The 17,412-nt window shown below is 31.7% G+C and carries 15 protein-coding genes; 8 read left to right on the top strand and 7 right to left on the bottom strand.

What is annotated here, in order from left to right:
• Positions 1-25: 25 nt before the first annotated feature.
• Together CCY99_RS05630 and CCY99_RS05625 are read left to right on the top strand one after the other, a co-directional pair.
• Positions 26-787, top strand: a complete 762-nt coding sequence (locus tag CCY99_RS05630) for an undecaprenyl-diphosphate phosphatase (RefSeq protein ID WP_112060438.1) — start codon at positions 26-28, stop codon at positions 785-787.
• Positions 788-815: 28 nt separating this feature from the next.
• Positions 816-3,113, top strand: a complete 2,298-nt coding sequence (locus tag CCY99_RS05625; protein WP_112060437.1) for an N-6 DNA methylase — start codon at positions 816-818, stop codon at positions 3,111-3,113.
• A 690-nt stretch (positions 3,114-3,803) separates the two neighbouring features.
• Here the strand turns inward: CCY99_RS05625 and CCY99_RS05620 are convergent.
• From CCY99_RS05620 to CCY99_RS05595, 6 genes are all read right to left on the bottom strand, one after another.
• Entirely contained in the window at positions 3,804-5,003 is a 1,200-nt protein-coding gene (locus CCY99_RS05620) for an ammonium transporter (RefSeq protein ID WP_258443628.1), read from the bottom strand.
• Between the two features lie 248 nt (positions 5,004-5,251).
• The gene (locus CCY99_RS05615) at positions 5,252-5,596 is read right to left on the bottom strand and encodes a P-II family nitrogen regulator (RefSeq protein WP_112060435.1); all 345 of its coding nucleotides are present in this window, start codon (positions 5,594-5,596) and stop codon (positions 5,252-5,254) included.
• Positions 5,597-5,819: 223 nt separating this feature from the next.
• On the bottom strand, positions 5,820-6,731 hold the full coding sequence (locus CCY99_RS05610) for a DMT family transporter (RefSeq protein ID WP_112060434.1): 912 nt from the start codon (positions 6,729-6,731) through the stop codon (positions 5,820-5,822).
• Positions 6,718-8,400, bottom strand: a complete 1,683-nt coding sequence (locus CCY99_RS05605) for a hypothetical protein (protein ID WP_112060433.1) — start codon at positions 8,398-8,400, stop codon at positions 6,718-6,720. The genes CCY99_RS05610 and CCY99_RS05605 overlap by 14 nt, the downstream gene beginning before the upstream one ends.
• Positions 8,387-10,303, bottom strand: coding sequence for a hypothetical protein (locus CCY99_RS05600; RefSeq protein WP_112060432.1), 1,917 nt, complete (start codon positions 10,301-10,303; stop codon positions 8,387-8,389). The genes CCY99_RS05605 and CCY99_RS05600 overlap by 14 nt, the downstream gene beginning before the upstream one ends.
• 14 nt (positions 10,304-10,317) lie before the next feature.
• Entirely contained in the window at positions 10,318-10,929 is a 612-nt protein-coding gene (locus CCY99_RS05595) for a nitrous oxide reductase accessory protein NosL (protein ID WP_112060431.1), read from the bottom strand.
• A 177-nt stretch (positions 10,930-11,106) separates the two neighbouring features.
• Between CCY99_RS05595 and CCY99_RS05590 the strand changes: the two genes are divergently transcribed.
• From CCY99_RS05590 to CCY99_RS05565, 6 genes are all read left to right on the top strand, one after another.
• Entirely contained in the window at positions 11,107-12,144 is a 1,038-nt protein-coding gene (locus CCY99_RS05590; RefSeq protein ID WP_112060430.1) for a ribonucleotide-diphosphate reductase subunit beta, read from the top strand.
• The gene (locus tag CCY99_RS05585; protein ID WP_112060429.1) at positions 12,134-12,886 is read left to right on the top strand and encodes a carbon-nitrogen hydrolase family protein; all 753 of its coding nucleotides are present in this window, start codon (positions 12,134-12,136) and stop codon (positions 12,884-12,886) included. Before CCY99_RS05590 ends, CCY99_RS05585 begins: the two co-directional genes overlap by 11 nt.
• The gene (locus tag CCY99_RS05580; RefSeq protein ID WP_112060428.1) at positions 12,867-13,502 is read left to right on the top strand and encodes a protein-L-isoaspartate(D-aspartate) O-methyltransferase; all 636 of its coding nucleotides are present in this window, start codon (positions 12,867-12,869) and stop codon (positions 13,500-13,502) included. The genes CCY99_RS05585 and CCY99_RS05580 overlap by 20 nt, the downstream gene beginning before the upstream one ends.
• Positions 13,502-14,251 (top strand): A24 family peptidase, encoded by a 750-nt coding sequence (locus CCY99_RS05575; RefSeq protein ID WP_112060427.1) that lies wholly within the window; start codon positions 13,502-13,504, stop codon positions 14,249-14,251. The genes CCY99_RS05580 and CCY99_RS05575 overlap by 1 nt, the downstream gene beginning before the upstream one ends.
• A gap of 3 nt (positions 14,252-14,254) precedes the next feature.
• Complete coding sequence (locus CCY99_RS05570; RefSeq protein ID WP_112060426.1) at positions 14,255-15,298, top strand: LptF/LptG family permease; 1,044 nt, start codon at positions 14,255-14,257, stop codon at positions 15,296-15,298.
• A gap of 81 nt (positions 15,299-15,379) precedes the next feature.
• Positions 15,380-16,081 (top strand): hypothetical protein, encoded by a 702-nt coding sequence (locus CCY99_RS05565; protein WP_112060425.1) that lies wholly within the window; start codon positions 15,380-15,382, stop codon positions 16,079-16,081.
• Here the strand turns inward: CCY99_RS05565 and CCY99_RS05560 are convergent.
• Positions 16,078-17,376, bottom strand: coding sequence for a methyltransferase (locus tag CCY99_RS05560; RefSeq protein WP_112060424.1), 1,299 nt, complete (start codon positions 17,374-17,376; stop codon positions 16,078-16,080). The genes CCY99_RS05565 and CCY99_RS05560 overlap by 4 nt on opposite strands.
• Positions 17,377-17,412 lie beyond the last annotated feature (36 nt).

The raw sequence follows: 17,412 nt of genomic DNA, 5'->3' as shown, positions 1-17,412 counted from the left end.
TCCGCATTTAACTTTTAGGATTTTTATGAATTTTTTTGATGTTATATTTTTAAGTATAGTTGAGGGTATTACGGAGTTTTTACCTATATCATCAACTGGGCATTTGATTTTAACTTCTAAGATACTAGGAATAGAACAAGATAGTTTTCAAACGAGCTTTCAAATAGCTATTCAATTAGGCTCAATCCTTGCAGTGGTGTTTTTATTTTGGCAAAAATTCCTAAGGGCTAGTATTTGGCTACGATTGATTGTCGCATTTATACCGACAGGATTTTGTGGATTATTTCTATATAAATATATACGAAGTTTATTTGATGCAAATATTGTCGCATATATGCTTATTATTGGTGGGATTCTCTTTATCATATTAGAATTATATTTAAAAGATAAAAGCCCAAAAGTGCAGAATCTAGAATCCATAAGTTTAAAAAAAGCCTTTTTGATTGGCTGTTTTCAAAGCCTAGCTATGGTTCCGGGGACTTCTAGGAGTGGAGCTACGATATTTGGTGGATTGATTTTAAGGCTTGATAGGAAAGTGGCAACAGAATTTTCCTTTTTACTTGCTGTTCCTACGATGATAATAGCGGTTAGCTATGATACATATAAACATATTGGTGATTTTAGTAATGAAAATATTATGTTTATACTTATTGGAATGCTATTTTCCTTTATATTTGCACTTGTGGCTATAAAAACATTATTAAGATTTATATCTAAATTTAGTTATATTTCTTTTGGGATTTATAGAATCTTTATTGGCACGATATTTCTAATATTTATTTTATAGAATTCTTAGCTATCGATTAAGGACATAAATGCGATTAAAATGCCCCATTCGAGGTGAATTAAATGTAAATGATAAGGCAAAAGACAACATTACATTTACTGAAGAATACCAGCGGATTGAGTGCGTAAAATTTCTATTAAATAGGGGCTATCCAAAAAATCTTTTTGATTTTGAAAAAAATGTGTGGGATATCGGCAATGCGGGGCGAAATCACTTAAGGGTAGATATTGTAATCTACGAAAATGACGATAAAGACAAAATATTATTAATTGCCAAAATCAAAAGAGACAAAAAAGACAAAGATTCTGCGATAAAAAATCAGCTAAAACCGGCAATTATCAAGCAAAATGCCCCTTTTGGAATCTATTTTGATGGAATAGAAAATACATTTTTCACCAAAGATGATAATTACTCGCAAGAGCATACACTCCTAAAATTGCCACATTTTGGATATAAATTTAACGACACGCCTTTAAGATTAAAAGACCTAGAGCCGATTAAAAATATAACTGGAATTATATTTAAAGTAGAGCAAATCTTGCATAATATGGGAACTACAAAAGAGGAAAAATATAGGGAATTTTTCAAGCTGATTTTATCCAAATACTATGATGAAAAAGAAAAAAATGAAAATGATATTATGGATTTTCAACGCTCAAAAAATACCATTGAAAATATAAATAAACTTTACAAAAAAGCAAAAGCATATTATGGCAATGAAAGGCTAAGCGATAATATCGATATGCAAGATTCCACAATGGAAAAGATTGTAGCCCTAATGCAAAACTTTTCTTTTAGTGAGAGCAAACAAAATATATTGCAAACACTTTTTATGAAGTTCGCACAATCCAGCCTTAAGACGGAGCTAGACCAATTCTACACGCCAATTGACATAGTGGAATTTATCGTCTCTATGCTAAAAATAGGCAACACTACAAAAATCATAGACCCAGCTGGCGGAAGTGCGGACTTTCTAATTGGCTGCTTAAAGAAAAATAAAAATAGTGCGAAAAATATCTCCTACTGGGATATAAGCAAGAATGCCATTGAAGTAGCTAGATTAAATATGATTTTAAATGGAGATGGTAGGACAAATATAAAATGCATAGATTCTATCTTTTCTAGCGACTTGCAAAATAACACATTTGATATTGTTATCACAAATCCACCTTTTGGACAAAAGACGATTTATAACGGCAGTGAAAGCGACATCATTGGCTATGAGCTATTTGCTAAATATAATTACAAGCAACTTGGAGTGCTATTTATCGAGCGAAGTATAAATTTATTAAAGAATAGTGGAATCTTGTGTATCGTCGTGCCAAATGGCTTTTTAAATAATCCAAATGATATATCAATCCGTAAATTTCTACTAGATAAAACTAGGATTATCGCCTATATATCCTTGCCAGAAGGTGCCTTTAAGGGCAGTGAAACAGGGGTCAAAACGGGAATCTTGGTGCTGAAAAAAGAAAATATAAAAAATGATTATGAGATATTTAGTGCAGTTGCTAATAATATCGGCTTTGACTTTCGCTCTAAGGACTTAAGCCCCATTTTTCATCGCAATAAAGAAAGTGGGGAATTGATACTAGATGATAATAATAACCCAATTATTTCGAGCGATTTCCCAGAGATTCTGCAATCTTTTAAGAAATTCATTTATGATAATGATATTAGCGGCTTTGAAAAAGAAAATATAGAAATCGAATATGAGAGTATTAAAAAATCTAGCTTGGAAATAGATTATATACTAAGCAGTGAGCGAAACCAAAGGGGTTATATAAATACCATAAATCGCCTAAAGCAAAAGGACTATTTCACGCTTGAGGGCATTAATGCGAGCGTTACAAACAAGCTGTCTTTTAACAAGATTCCAAATCACGCATATTTTTACTTGGATATAAAAAGCTTGGAAAAAGGCAATTACATCTTGCCTAATGCCCTTTATGGCTGGGAGCTACCAAATAGGGCGAAGCAAAGTGTGAGAAAATATGATATTTGTATTAGCAAACTAAAGGGTAGCATTGATAAATTTTGTATGATTATGAATGATGAAACGGAAAATATCGTTCTAACAAATGGCTGTTTTAGGGTTAGGATTGATAATGAAAGTGAGCGATTGTCATTCTATCGATTTTTATTTACAAGAGAATATAAACTGCAAATGGAAGCCCTAGCCACCGGCTCTATAATGCTAGACATAAAAGAAAACGACTTAAAGCAAAAGCTCCTAATCCCAAGACTAAGCCAAAGCGAAATTAATCAAATGCAAAATTTCATAAAAGAACAAGAATTTTTCGTAAAGCTAAGAAATGATTTGTAAAAAGTAGATTTGGGCGTGAATTATACAATTGGCTTTGGTTGCGAAATCGGCTTAGATTCCATACCCAAAAAACAGCGGATTTTTTAATGTAAAAGTGAGTTGGTAGGATTGATTTAAAATTAAGTGGCGAATCTAGATTCCGCGGAATCTGCGGAATCCTAAATTTATAAAGTCTTGGATTCTTGCGAAATTTGCAATTAATGAATTTAAAAGGGCAGAATCTACGGGATTCTAAAGATTTAGATTCTCTCAAAGATTCAAGTTTATATAAAAGTTTAAAAGATTCTGTATGGATACTTTAAAAGCTACGCTCTTAAAATTATTATTAAATCTTTTCCCGCTCGTCGCCCTTTAATATAGGGAGACAAATCCCCTAAAACCCTCTACTCACTGCCCTTTAAGAAAACTTCATTTTTCCGCTCGTCGCCTATTTTTATTGCTACCTTAAATAAATTTTTCAATCGATAAATGGGCGGATTCTTAGGATTCCGCGTTAGATTGGGCTTTGGATTTTTTTAGATTCCGTGCAAAATTCCACAAAATGTGGAATGCGGAATTAAAAAAAGTGTAGTTTAAAAAGTAAAATTAAAAAAGCGGAATTTAAAAATGCAGAATCCGCAAGATTCTATTAAAGTTTGGAATCCTAATAAAAGAATCTTGCAAATTAAATCTCATTTATGCGATAATTATTTATATGCCTCTATAGCCAATTTCGCCGTGTAGGGTAGAATCTAATCCAGATTCTTCAATATTAGATTCCACTCGAATAGAGGTAAAGAGTGAGATAATCTTAAAAATAATAATACTTCCAACAAGCGAAAGTCCTGCACAAGCGAGAATTGCGATTATCTGCACTCCAAGCAAACTAAAATCTCCGCTATAGAAAAGCCCCTCTCCTGCGGCATCATTTGCTACTAGCTCATTAACTTTACTTGTAGCAAATAGCCCTGTGGCAATTCCACCCCAGATTCCACCTACTCCGTGAAGCCCAAAAACATCGAGTGAATCGTCGTATTTTAATTTATTCTTTAAAAATGTGATAGCAAAAAAGCATAAAATCGCCCCGCAAAATCCTATAGGAATCGAAGCTAAAGGCGTTACAAACCCAGCTGCTGGAGTGATGGAAACAAGCCCCGCAACTGCCCCAGTGATTGCCCCTAATAAAGTCGGCTTTTTATGCTTGATATAATCCGCTACAACCCAACCCAAGATTCCGCTTGCAGTGGCGATATTAGTCGTAATAAAGGCGTTTATAGCAATTTCATTCGCTCCTAATGCACTTCCAGCATTAAAACCAAGCCATCCAATCCAAAGTAAAATTCCACCTAAAAATGTATATGGGATACTATGCGGGGCGATTTGATTGAGCTTTTTTCTCCTACCAAGCATTATACAGCCCACTAATCCGGCGATTCCAGCACTTATATGCACAACGCCACCTCCGGCAAAATCTAGTGAGCCAATCTTTAAAAGCCAACCATCGCTATTCCAAACCCAATGTGCCAATGGGTCATAAACAAATGTGCTCCAAAGCACAATAAAAATTACTAAAACGCCAAATTTCATCCGCTCCACGAATGCCCCAGTGATAATTGCTGCGGCAATTATGGCAAACATCATTTGAAAAATCATAAATAGATTATGTGGGATTGCACCATCATTGCCGATATTTTCAAGGGCAAAATATTCTAAAGAACCCAAGATTCCGCCACCAATATCGCTCCCAAATGCTAGTGTATATCCTAGCAATACCCACTGAATGCTTAATACCGCAATAACTATAAAGCAATTCATAATGGTATTTAAAACATTCTTACTTCTAACCATACCTGAGTAAAACATCGCCAAAGCTGGTGTCATAAGTAAAACTAATGACGCACAAAATAGCATAAATGCAATATCTCCGCTACTTGCTATTTCGCTAGATTCTCCTCCGCTTCCAAATGCCAAATACGGCAATAATAAACCTAAGATTCCAAATTTTTTCATTTAATTATCCTTATGCAAATAAAATATTTGGTAGAATCTTCGTCTATATGATTTTTAAAACTACATAGAAATTTAAGTCATATAGAATACATACAAAGAGTGAATAACCTACCAAATCTTCACTCTTTGTTGTTAGATTTTACTTTTAATTATAGTGCTTTTACGCCCTCTTCGCCTGTTCTAATGCGAATAACATTATCTATATGATAGATTGCGATTTTGCCATCGCCTACATTATTTGTATTTAATGTAGATTTTGCTACTTTTAAAACCCCATCTAATATATTTTCATCAATTAATAGCTCGACTTTTATTTTAGGCAACATATCAAATGCAATCTCATTGCCACGATAAATTTCCGTTTTCCCTTTTTGTTTGCCTTGTCCCATAACATTTGTTATAGTCATACCGCATACATTAATATCATTTAATGCTTGTCTTAGTTCCGTAGCTTTTTCTACTCTAGTTATAATTTCTACTTTTACTATTCCCATATGTTCCTCCTTTTAAGATTCTAAACACAGGCGAATTATAAATACTAGAATCTTTAAATACAATTAGTATTAAATCATATTTTAGTTGCGGTAAAAAAGTGTGCTTAAATATAATATATACTTCTTAAGTTATTTTTAATATTTTAAGATATTAATAAATGTCATTATTTACTATGATTTAAGATATTTAATTTTATTTTAAGGTGATAAATTAATGTGGATATTAGCTTTTTATATATGATTTCTTAAAGATTCTAAGATGTTTTTTATTATAAATACTTATTAGATATATTGCACAAACTGCTAAAGAGCCTCCTATAATCGTATGAATACTAGGAACTTCACCTAGTATAATCCAAGATAGTATTAATGCAAAAAATGGCACGAGAAGCGTGTAAGAAGCGGATTTTGTGATTCCTAATACTCCTATGCCTTTATAATATATAGTTGTGCCAAATACTGTGGAAAATAAAGCTATAGTTATTAGCATAGCCATAGAATCCCATTCTCTCAAAATGCCAAAATCGCCCCATTTTAAAAATGGAATAAATAATATCGAGCTTATAAATGAACTATAGAAATTTATAACTAAAGGATTGATATTATTGGATAATTTTCTTGCACTAAGTGTTACACAAGCCCATAAAAATGCACATAAAATAAAAAATAGATTAAATGGGTTTATTATGGATTCTAGATGGATTAGATTTAGCAAGAAGATTCCAGATATTAGACCTAGTATTAGCCCTATTATTTCTCTTCTATTTAGTTTGTTGTTAAAAATAATGATAGATAGCAATGTCGCAATTATGGGCGATAATGTGGTTGTTATAACACCTGCACTTCCAGCACTTCCTAAACGCAATGCATAGAAAAATATGAGTGCGTATGAAGCGTTGAATATAGTATTTAAGATTAATGCGAGTAGATTCTCCCTTGGTATTTTTAAGCTAAGTTTGAAATAAAATAATATGGGGATTAGGCTTAATGCCACTAGAAAAAATCGCCCAAATGCAACAATAAATATAGAATGATTGCTTGATAGTATTTTTGAAAGGGGCCACGATAATCCCCAAGATGCCATCGCTATAAATAAAAGATAGGTAAATAATATTTGTTTATTATAATTTTTCATCTTTAATATTGTTAAAAAGATGATTTATATCTATCTTAAGATTCTTTATATCATCGATGATTTTGTTGATTTGCTCGCATTTTAGGGATTTTGTAGATTCTATTTCCTGTGCTGTATTATCTAAAATACTTGCGTTGAATGTATTTATATCTTTAAATAAATAATCATCAATGATTTTATTTACTATGTTTTGTAGATTATCTTTATTGGGTTTGTCGCTCATCATCGCTAATTGTTGATTTACTTTTAAAACAATAAATTCTATCAATAATGCTTTTTCATTCTTAATTAAAAATTCTATTTTTGATATTTGAGCATATAAATCCATTATTATTTGCGAAGTAAGTAGAATAAAGATATTTATTATATTATCGTATATTTTTAATGCGAAATATAGCAGATTATCATTATGTATTTCTGTTATAAAAGTTATGGTATTGTCTTGATTTTGGACTTTTGCTTGCCAGATTTTAACATCACTAATAAAATATTCTCTCCTTGATGTTATCTCTTCTATGGCGGAATCTCTAAGCTTTGATAAATTATAAATATTAGCCCTATATTTTCTTGCATAAATACTATTATCATTAAATAATATTTCCTTAATGGAATCTATATCTAAGCTATATAGCATTTTTTTATTTATTTTTTTTACTTTTAAAATATTGGTTTTATTTATAAAATCTATTTTCTCACCTTGCATATTTTCCCAAAAAACATCGCCTATATCCTTAAAATCTTCACTAAATGTTTTTAAAATACTATCTAGATTATTTTGTATTCTTAGGTGTAAATCTTGGGCGTATTCGATGAAATTCTGCTTTTTTATAATTAAGCTTAAATTTTCATAAGATTGTATTAATTCATTATAAGATTTTATAGTGGATTCCATAAGATTTATAATGCTATTTTTTATTTTTTTGTCTTTTAATATCTTTGCTTGTGGGAGAATCTGCTCTTTAAATATCTTAAGTAGATTTTTAGAATCTTCGTTATTTATAATAGAAGTTGCCACAATGGGAGTGATATTTTGCTTTATTGCGGAATCTATAGAGTTGCTAGAATCTAATAATAAATATTTTTCTTTTATAATTTTATTTATTTCTTGTAGCTCCCCTTCTGTGAGTAAATCTATCTTATTTAACACCACAAAATTACAATTTTTACTTTCATCTAAATGATTATTTACAGAAATACAAAAATCACATTTTTCCATACTATAAAAATCATTATTAGATTCTATTAATGTTACTTTTTTTAGGATTTCATTATCTAAGAATATCTCCGCAAAATCGCATTCTTTGATTATTTCTAGCATTTCTAAGCTATGAGTTGTGATTATATTATCTTTGTGGATTCTCAAATATGGTATATGCGAATATTTTATTATAAAATTTAGGGATTTATTTTTCGGTATTATATTGGATTCTAGAAATGCGTTAATAAGGCTTGATTTCCCAGATAGCTTTTGTCCTTTTATGCAGATTCTCAAATTTGCATTAATCATTTTTTCTATATTTGTTTTAAATTCTAATGCTTTTTTTCTATCTTTTATCCTTGTGTATTCTAAAAATGCAGATAGTTTATTTAGAATGCTACTTTGTTCGTTTGTTTCTGTAATCTTTGAAATCTGCAGATATTCGTTTATAAAATCATCAATTATATTCATTATTTATCACAATAAGGGAATTTAACAATTGTCTTGCTTGAGAGATTCTATCTTTTATCTCATTTGGACTATATTGGAATCTCATCTCAAGTATATTTGTTATACTATCTATCGCATTTTTTGCATTTTTCAATGCAGAATCTATTTTTGATTCTAAACATAAGTTTTCCATAATCACTTTTTTTGTGATTAAAATATCCTTGCTATTGAGATTCTCATTTTCATTTAATGTTTCTATGATTTGGGAGATTAAAAATTTATTATCCAATACAAAGATTTTTTTGAGATGTGATTTTAGTATATTAAGCTTTAAAATCACTACTTCTAATTGTTTTTTATTAAGCTCATTTGAATGCTTTATTTTATGTAAAAATTGTAGATTTATTTTCTCAAAATCTTTTTCCCCCATTTTAAAAATATTATTCAATAAATCCGTTATTTTGATTTTTAGCAGAATCTTTTTATTTGCTTTGCTATTATCTTGGCTAATGGATTCAAATATGATATTTAAACTTACTAAAATATTATGATTTATATTATTTTTTATTATCTCCAAATTGTTTTTATAGCTTTGTATTAAATCATCATCTATATGAAAATCTATCGGCTCTTTTTGTAGATTTTGGATATATATTTTTATCGCTGAATTTAGTCTAAAGAGTATTTCTTTAGATATTGATTTAGTATTTTTTTCGCTAAATAATGTTGATTTTATATATTTTTGTAGCTCGTAGATTCCGCTGTCTTGCACTCTAAATCCCTTACTAAGGGCTAAATCCTCCCTATTTTGCAAATACATTAATGATATATTAGATGCAGTGCAGATAAAATCTATCTTAGTTTGTATTTCTATTTCGCTAATGTTGTATCGCTTTAGATATTCATATAGTTTTTTTACTACGCTTTTTTTGATTGTTTTTAATGTATTGGGATTGATTAAATCAAAATGCGTCCAAACAATAGCTAAAGATTTATTTTCTTTAAAGATTCCAGCGATTATCTCTATGTCTTTATTATTTATTTTTTTATTTACATCGATTAAATAAAGTATCAATGAGGCGTTATTTATGATATTTTGAGCATATATTTTTGTGTATGGATTACAAATTGCCGGAATGCTAAACATATCAATATTTTGTTTTGTAATATAGCTTTCTAGCTTTATATGACGCTCTATTTCCATATTATTTTTATCATAAAATGCCAAGATTTCTAGGATATTTTTCGATGGTGCTTTTGGCTTAGATTCTGTATTTGATATATGTAAAATAGCATTTGTTTTATCTATATTATTTGTTTCATTTAAGGCTTTGATTAGTGTTTGCTTTCCAGAATCCTCCAAACCCAAAACAGCAATGCTAAATATTTTCTCTTTTATAAAATTGTCTAAAATCTCTAAGGTTTTATTTTTTAGATAGATATTCTTAGAATCTTCTATTTTATTTCTAATATTGTTTGTAAAATTAAGATATACATTATCGCTACTAAAATCAATTTTATTTGGTGTTGGCTGGGATTTGCTAAAGGATATATTTTTATCGCCCCCAAGTGAGATTCTAATATTCTGCTCTTCTTCATAAAAAATTATATTATTATTTTTTAGCTTTGATATTAGATTTAGGATTCTACTTTTATTATTGGATTGTAAAAATCGCAAGATAGCCTCATTTTGCAATTTCTTAATAGAATCCTCATCTATTTCTATAGCTAGATTATTGCAAAATTTTTTTATCATACTATGCTTTAAATAATTTTGTATATTTCTTTGATTACAAGCAATAAGTATGGTTAGAATCTCATCTTCGCTATTTTTATCATTCAATAATTTTTCAAAATCCAATCGCTCTTTAGGCGGATTCGTATGATATGTATTTAAGAAAAAATATCTATTGATTTGGTTCATTGATATTTTAATAGCTATTGCTTTTTCCAGAAATAAAGGCTTACTGCTTGTAATCCTTTGCCATCGATATTATTACAACTACCCTTTGCTTTCGTTTTGAATTCAGCTATATTTTTTGCTTCAATTCTTATTTTTTCCAATTCTTTGATATTGCAATATTTTTGTGCGATTTTTTCTCCTAATGCAGCTATTTTGGCTTGATTGCTTTCTAGTATTTGTTTATCTTTATCAAATTTATTCTTTGTATATTCCAATATATCTTTACCTTGGATAATTCTCCCGCCATTATCTTTTATAAAATTATTCGCTTTTTCTTTAGAGCTAAATGCAAATTCACTCTCACTTGTCATTGTTCCCTTTTTATCGCTTCCTACTACATATAATAAATCTTTTAGATTTTTAAACTCACCATTTGTATTATCAAAACCTTGTATGGTGTATTTATTAGCAGAATCTCTAATGATAATATCATATATGCAATGAAGTGAGCAAGTTTCAACTACTTTGTTTTTATTTATTAGTCTATGATTAGTATGCTTGTGATGATTTAGATTCATTCCGCATATCTCGCAGTATTCTTCTGCAAATGCAAAAATAGCTAATACAAAAATAAGTATAAATTTCATAACATTACCCTAAGAATATTTAAAATTGATTATCAATCTACTTACGCTAAAAGTTTTGGCATTATACTTAGAATTTTTTATATATTTCTTATATCTAGTTTTGTATAATGATTGATTCAAAAATATTAATTTCTAAATATAAATAATCTTATAACTATATAAACAAAGGAAAATATTATGAACGACAATGTGGCAAAACGAAAAAAGATTTATAATCCAGAATCTACTGAAAGCGTGAATGATAGGCGGATTTTCAATGGGAATCCAACCAGTATGTTCGACCTTAATAAAATCAAATATCAATGGGCGTATAATCTTTGGAAAGTTATGTTGGCAAACACTTGGTTCCCCGAAGAAGTGGGAATGGCTCAGGACAAAAGGGACTATGTAGGCGGACTAACCGAGCAAGAGAAACTTGGCTATGATAGGGCTTTGGCGCAACTTATTTTTATGGATTCCTTGCAGACAAATAACTTGATTGATAATGTGAATCCTTATATCACAAGCCCGGAGTTAAATCTAATTCTCGTTCGCCAAGCCTACGAGGAGGCGTTGCATTCCCAAAGCTACGATGTGATGGTGCAAGCGATTAGCGATAATAGCGATGAGATTTATGAGATGTGGCGACGAGATGTAGAACTTCGCAATAAAAACGACCATATCGCCGATGTTTATATGGAACTGGCAAAGAATCCAACCGAGCAGAATCTGCTTAAAGCATTTTTTGCAAATCAAATTTTAGAGGGAATCTATTTTTATTCCGGATTTTCATTTTTCTACACACTTGCAAAAAGCGGTAAAATGCTTGCTAGTGCGAATATGATACGATTTATCCAGCGAGATGAAGTTACGCATTTGATACTTTTTTCATCGATGATAAATTCTGTTAAAAAAGAGCGACCAGATTTATTCACAAAATCGCTTGAGGAAGAGGTCGTTGAAATGTTTAGAAAAGCAGTCGATTTAGAATCTAGCTGGGGAGATTACATCACACAGGGGCAGATTCTAGGGCTTACAAGCGAGATTATCCGCCAATATATCGAGTATTTGGCAGATGAACGGCTTGAGCGAGTTGGCATGAAAAAGATTTATAACTCCAAGCACCCGATAAAATGGGTCGACCAATTTTCCAGCTTTAACGACCAAAAGACGAATTTCTTTGAATCTAAGGTTACAAACTACTCAAAAGGGAGCATAACATTCGATGACTTTTAAGAAAAGGCTTTATGCACTTCAAATTAAGACGAAATTTAACTTCGAATACAATCTTAAAAATGTTGAGAGCATGGCGGAGAATTGCGGTGAGGGGGCGATTATCCTAACGCCGGAGGTGGCACTTAGCGGATTCTGCTATCAGCGTATGAATGACGCAAGTGAGTTCGCCAAAGTCGCCACCGAGCGGCTTTTGGAGCTAAGCCACGATAAGACCATTATTACCACGATGATTGAAAAATATAATGGGAAATTTTTGAATAATCTTAAGGTTTTTTCGCGTGGCGTTATGGTGCATAAGCAGACGAAATGTAAGCTTTTCCCGCTAGGCGACGAGCATAATCACTTTAGCAGTGGCAAGGAAAGCGAGATTTGCATATTTGATATTGATAGCATTAAATGTGCCGCGTTAAACTGCTTTGAATTGCGATTTCCTAAGCTTTGGGAGCTTGTGCGTGGAGCGGATATAATCTTTGTCCCCGGGCAGTGGGGGCGAGAGCGAAAGGAGCATTGGGAGACTTTGACACGCGCCCTAGCGATTGCAAATCAGGCGTTCGTGGTGTGTGCGGATTCCGCGAATGATGCGATGGCAAAGGGAAGTGCGATAATCTCCCCATTTGGCGTGGTGATAAAAGATGATAAAAGAGAGGTTATCTCTGCGGAAGTGGATTTAAACGAAGTTAAGAAAATGCGTAAATATGTAAATGTAGGTTTGATAGATTTATATGAATATCCAATTAATTAGAATGGTGGATTCTATAGATTCCAAATTCAAATTATCCCATAATGTTAAAAACGCAATGCTTAAAACACCAAGGGAGATTTTTATACCCTCTGGAATGCTCCATATCGCATATAATCTTGATGCCATTCCACTCGGTGCAAAGCAATTTATAAGCTCACCTTTTACAGTTGCTAAAATGACGCAGTATCTACAAAGCGATGGTTGTGATAGTGTGCTTGAAATCGGCTGTGGGAGTGGCTATCAAGCGGCGGTTTTGAGTAAGATTTTTCGGCGAGTTTTTAGCATCGAGCGGATTGAGCGACTTCGGCAAGAAGCAATAGAGCGATTTAGGATTTTAGGAATTATGAATATCCACACGAGATTTAGTGACGGACAAGAGGGCTGGGAGAAGTTTGCTCCATTTGATAGAATCCTATTTTCTGCTGCTGTAGAATGTATCCCACAAAAGATAATAGACCAATTAAGCGATGGCGGAATCTTAGTAGCCCCAATAATAGAATCTAATGGAAATCAAGTAATAAAGCGGTTTATAAAAAAAAATTCAAGATTGCAGATTTTGGATACAAAAGGTGTTTGTTCTTTTGTGCTTGTGAAAAATAATGTGGAGAATATATAATGTTAGCTCTTATTGCTATTTTATTGGGACTTTGTTTCGGCTCTTTTTTAAATGTTTTGATAATAAGAACGCCGATGGATAAAAGTGTAATTTTCCCACCAAGTAGCTGTATGAGCTGTGGCAATAAGCTAAGATTCTATCATAATATCCCATTAATTTCTTATATTTTCTTACGCGGGAAATGTGGCTTTTGTGGAGCTAGAATCTCGATGATTTATCCCATTGTAGAGGCTGTTTCTGCGTTATTTGGATTTTTTATATATCTTAGATTTGGATTTAGTTTTTCTGCATTATTTATTGGCATTAGCATTTTGCTTTTATTTGCTTTAAGCGTGATTGATTTAAAAACAAAAGAAGTGCCCGATAGTATTAACTTCTCCGCTCTAATCTTTGGGCTAATTGGCGGAATCTTATATTATGGTGATTTTTTGTATATTGTTGGTAGTGCGTTTGCATTGGCTGGATTTTTTACCTTGCTTAGATTTGCATTTCAAAGCCTAGCTAAAAAGGAGGCATTAGGCGAGGGCGATATAATCGTAGTTGCGACTATCGGGGCATTAGTTGGATGGAAAATAGCGTTATTTGCTATATTTTTATCTGCGTTATTTGCTTTAATTATTCTTTTAATTTTGTCTAAAAAAGATTATAAGATTCCATATATTCCATTTTTATTTCTAGGGACTTTGCCTTGTTTGTTTTTCACATCATTTTTTAATAATCTACTTATGAATTATTTTTTCCAAGTCTAAATAATGATTGCTAATTTTTTTAGAAGTAGTATTAGAAATTATCTATTTTTATCATTTGCGAGATTATTTTTTATTTTTTTTATTGTTTTATTTTTTATATCTTCTATTGTTGTTTTGATAGGAATTGCTGGTGTTACATTTGTTGTTAAAATATCTTTTAGCGACCTTTTACAGCTATATTTATATTCATTACCAAATAGTGTTTTTTTTATCCTCCCTATAACCTTTTTTGCTACTGGGGTTTTATCTCTATCGAAACTTTCTTATGATTATGAATTACTTGTTTTTTTCTCGCTTGGGATTAGTCCTAATTCTATTATCAAGGTATTTTTGCCAATTAGTATTTTAATAAGTGTAACTCTACTTATCTTTTCTTTAGCCATTGTGCCACTTTCAAATTCTGCATATAGGAATTTTATCGATGAGAAAAAATCAAGTGTTGATGTAAATATCAAATCTGGAGAATTTGGGCAGAAGCTGGGAGATTGGCTGATTTATGTAGATGAAGCACAAAATAGGGAGTATAAGAATCTAGCATTATTTTCTAGTGCAAATTTTGAATCCGAGAGTTTTATCTTAGCTAGAGAAGGAAAAGCAAATAACATTGATAGTATTTTTGAGATTGATTTATATGATGGAATTGCCTATTTTGCGGAGAGTTATGATATTAAAAAAGTTGTATTTGAAAATATGATTGTTAGAAACAAGCTAGGTGAGCCACAATTACGCAGTTATGATTTATATGACTATTGGAAAAAGGCGTTTGATGGTAGCTCACAAAAAACATCAAGATTATTTTCTCAATCTATTTTAATATCACTTTTTCCGCTTTTTAGTGTAACTTTATTGCCTTTATTTGGTGTTGCAAATCCACGATTTAATAAAAATTTTTCATATTTTTATATTATTACTTCTATTATTATTTTTTATGCTTTTACTTATTTGGTGGCAAATTATATACCAATATTTGGGATTGGCATTCTTTTATCATTATGGTTTTTGGGGTCATATTTATTATATAGGAGATTTATATTAAGATTTTATTAATATTCATTGGATAATAAAACTTAGAATCTTGGGAATCTAAAAACTCAAAAGGATGTAATTTCATAAAAGCAAGGGACATTAATGGCAAAGGGTTCACTAAATTTAGAGCAGTTAAAATCATTATGCGATTACAAAAATGGCATTTATATCCAAAAAAGTGGCAATGAATATATTGAGAGCCTAAGCAAAGTATTTGCTATAAACAATAAAAACGACAAGCCCTTTAGCCTAGATGATATTAAGTCCCAGCCGACATTAGAGGAATTTTCATTTAGTGGGAAAGATGATTTTATTTTTATCTGTAATTTGAGTGTTGAGCCTATGAGTATTGATAAAGATAGTAAAAGAAAAAATGAGCGGATAAAAGCGATAAATTTTGTTGGCGATAAAGAAAAAAGGATTTTTGAAAAAGCTTTGGGGGTTGCGTATATTTTGACTTGCAAGATAGGCAATAGAGAGCATATTATTAAGTTCGGTCAGTCTCGCACTATTTTTAAGAAAAGATTGGGTTCGTATAATTGTGGCGTGGTGAATAATTGGCGGACAGCCTCCACTACAAATATAAAAATGTTGCAATCAATGGTAACAAATAGGACAGATTTTAATTTATACTTGTATGATTGTAGCGATGAGGTTACTATTATAGAATGGAGGGGTGAAAAGTCCGTGCCGTTTGCTTCGCCTAAATCACTAGCGGTTGAAGATATAATGCTTAAAAAATTCATTCAACAATTTAGTTTTAAACCTCTAGCAAATATCCAAACCGACGCCACAAAAGCCTAGTATTTAATAGTTGCCCTTAATTTCTCAATCTCGCCCTTTTCCTCGCTAGTTAAATCTGGCACATCGTCGAATCTCAAATGTTTTAAAACCATAATATTGTTGAAATTCCCATATCTTGTGATGTGGATTAAAGCCTTAAAATAATCTTGGGTGATTATCTCCAAATACGCCTCCGCCTCCACTTTTGTATCAAAGCTAAAATATCCCACAGACTGCGTTGTGTTGGCGTTGTGAGCGATATAAGGCACATAATAAGTTGATAGCGGAATGATGATGAGCCACTTGTCATAAATATCTTGTTTGATTTTGGCAAACCTCGTTTTTAAGGGCGTATGGATAGTTTTATAGCGGAAAATCTCGCTTTGAAAATCACTCAAAAATTCCTTTTTTGTGAAGTTATGCAAATCGCATCGGTAGTGGAATCTATTATTATCTTTTTGGATTAGTTTCTCCACTAGATTTAGCGTAATTTGTGAGATGTAAAGCGGGATAAATGGGAGATTCTTGGGGATTAAAATGTCAGTTTGAATGTCTTTTAAAAGATAATTATTAAAAATTTTCGTCTTGCCAAACACGCCCTTTTGCCAGATAAAAATCACAAACGACGAGCCGACCTTCTTAAAAAACCGCTTCACATCATAGTCAAGCACCACAAACGAGCCCTGCGTCAAAAGCTTTTTTAAGGTCGTATTTGAGTTATTAAAAGTCTGCCAATTATTCGGCGTTACAAAGCAGAGATATCCGCCCTTTTTAAGCCTATCTATGGCAAATTCGATGAATTTATTTGAGAGACTTTTATTTTTATTGCCACCGCCGGAATAGGGCGGATTCGCCATTATTAAGTCCCAAGATTCCGCAGATTCCGCGTTGGTGCGAGATTCTGTATTCAAACTAGATTCCGCACTTGAATTAGATTCTGTATTAATGCGAGATTCCACATTCATGGCAAATTCCAAGCCAAAAATATCGTAATTTGTGAGATTCTTTGGGTTTAGAATCTTCTTGCAGTTTGCCGTGCGCGTAGGATTTGTGTCGTTAAAATAAATATTATCCAAATCCGTTTTAAACTGGCAATACGCCCCAAAGTTCCCATTCCCACAGCAAGGGTCAAGAATCTTTAGATTCTCTCGCTCCCAAAAGTCTTGCGGGATATAATCAAGCATAGTTTTCACGCATTCCATCGGCGTGCAAATATCATCACCTGAGGTTTTGTGGCTCATATCGCTATTTAGCTCATCATATATCTTAAAAATAGATTCGATATTTCTCTGCGTAATTTGGGGATTTCGGCTCATAATCTCAGCTCTTTTTTAAAAAAATTATATCTTAAA

Source organism: Helicobacter sp. 16-1353 (assembly GCF_003288815.1).
Lineage (GTDB): Bacteria > Campylobacterota > Campylobacteria > Campylobacterales > Helicobacteraceae > NHYM01.
This window is presented reverse-complemented; position numbering and strand designations above follow the sequence as displayed.

What these genes read in the sequence shown, in the direction of transcription:
- CCY99_RS05630 (WP_112060438.1), top strand. Translation starts at nt 26, where the DNA reads ATGAATTTTTTTGATGTTATATTTTTAAGTATAGTTGAGGGTATTACG.
- CCY99_RS05625 (WP_112060437.1), top strand. Translation starts at nt 816, where the DNA reads ATGCGATTAAAATGCCCCATTCGAGGTGAATTAAATGTAAATGATAAG.
- CCY99_RS05620 (WP_258443628.1), bottom strand. Translation starts at nt 5,003, where the DNA reads ATGCTATTTTGTGCGTCATTAGTTTTACTTATGACACCAGCTTTGGCG.
- CCY99_RS05615 (WP_112060435.1), bottom strand. Translation starts at nt 5,596, where the DNA reads ATGGGAATAGTAAAAGTAGAAATTATAACTAGAGTAGAAAAAGCTACG.
- CCY99_RS05610 (WP_112060434.1), bottom strand. Translation starts at nt 6,731, where the DNA reads ATGAAAAATTATAATAAACAAATATTATTTACCTATCTTTTATTTATA.
- CCY99_RS05605 (WP_112060433.1), bottom strand. Translation starts at nt 8,400, where the DNA reads ATGAATATAATTGATGATTTTATAAACGAATATCTGCAGATTTCAAAG.
- CCY99_RS05600 (WP_112060432.1), bottom strand. Translation starts at nt 10,303, where the DNA reads ATGAACCAAATCAATAGATATTTTTTCTTAAATACATATCATACGAAT.
- CCY99_RS05595 (WP_112060431.1), bottom strand. Translation starts at nt 10,929, where the DNA reads ATGAAATTTATACTTATTTTTGTATTAGCTATTTTTGCATTTGCAGAA.
- CCY99_RS05590 (WP_112060430.1), top strand. Translation starts at nt 11,107, where the DNA reads ATGAACGACAATGTGGCAAAACGAAAAAAGATTTATAATCCAGAATCT.
- CCY99_RS05585 (WP_112060429.1), top strand. Translation starts at nt 12,134, where the DNA reads ATGACTTTTAAGAAAAGGCTTTATGCACTTCAAATTAAGACGAAATTT.
- CCY99_RS05580 (WP_112060428.1), top strand. Translation starts at nt 12,867, where the DNA reads ATGAATATCCAATTAATTAGAATGGTGGATTCTATAGATTCCAAATTC.
- CCY99_RS05575 (WP_112060427.1), top strand. Translation starts at nt 13,502, where the DNA reads ATGTTAGCTCTTATTGCTATTTTATTGGGACTTTGTTTCGGCTCTTTT.
- CCY99_RS05570 (WP_112060426.1), top strand. Translation starts at nt 14,255, where the DNA reads ATGATTGCTAATTTTTTTAGAAGTAGTATTAGAAATTATCTATTTTTA.
- CCY99_RS05565 (WP_112060425.1), top strand. Translation starts at nt 15,380, where the DNA reads ATGGCAAAGGGTTCACTAAATTTAGAGCAGTTAAAATCATTATGCGAT.
- CCY99_RS05560 (WP_112060424.1), bottom strand. Translation starts at nt 17,376, where the DNA reads ATGAGCCGAAATCCCCAAATTACGCAGAGAAATATCGAATCTATTTTT.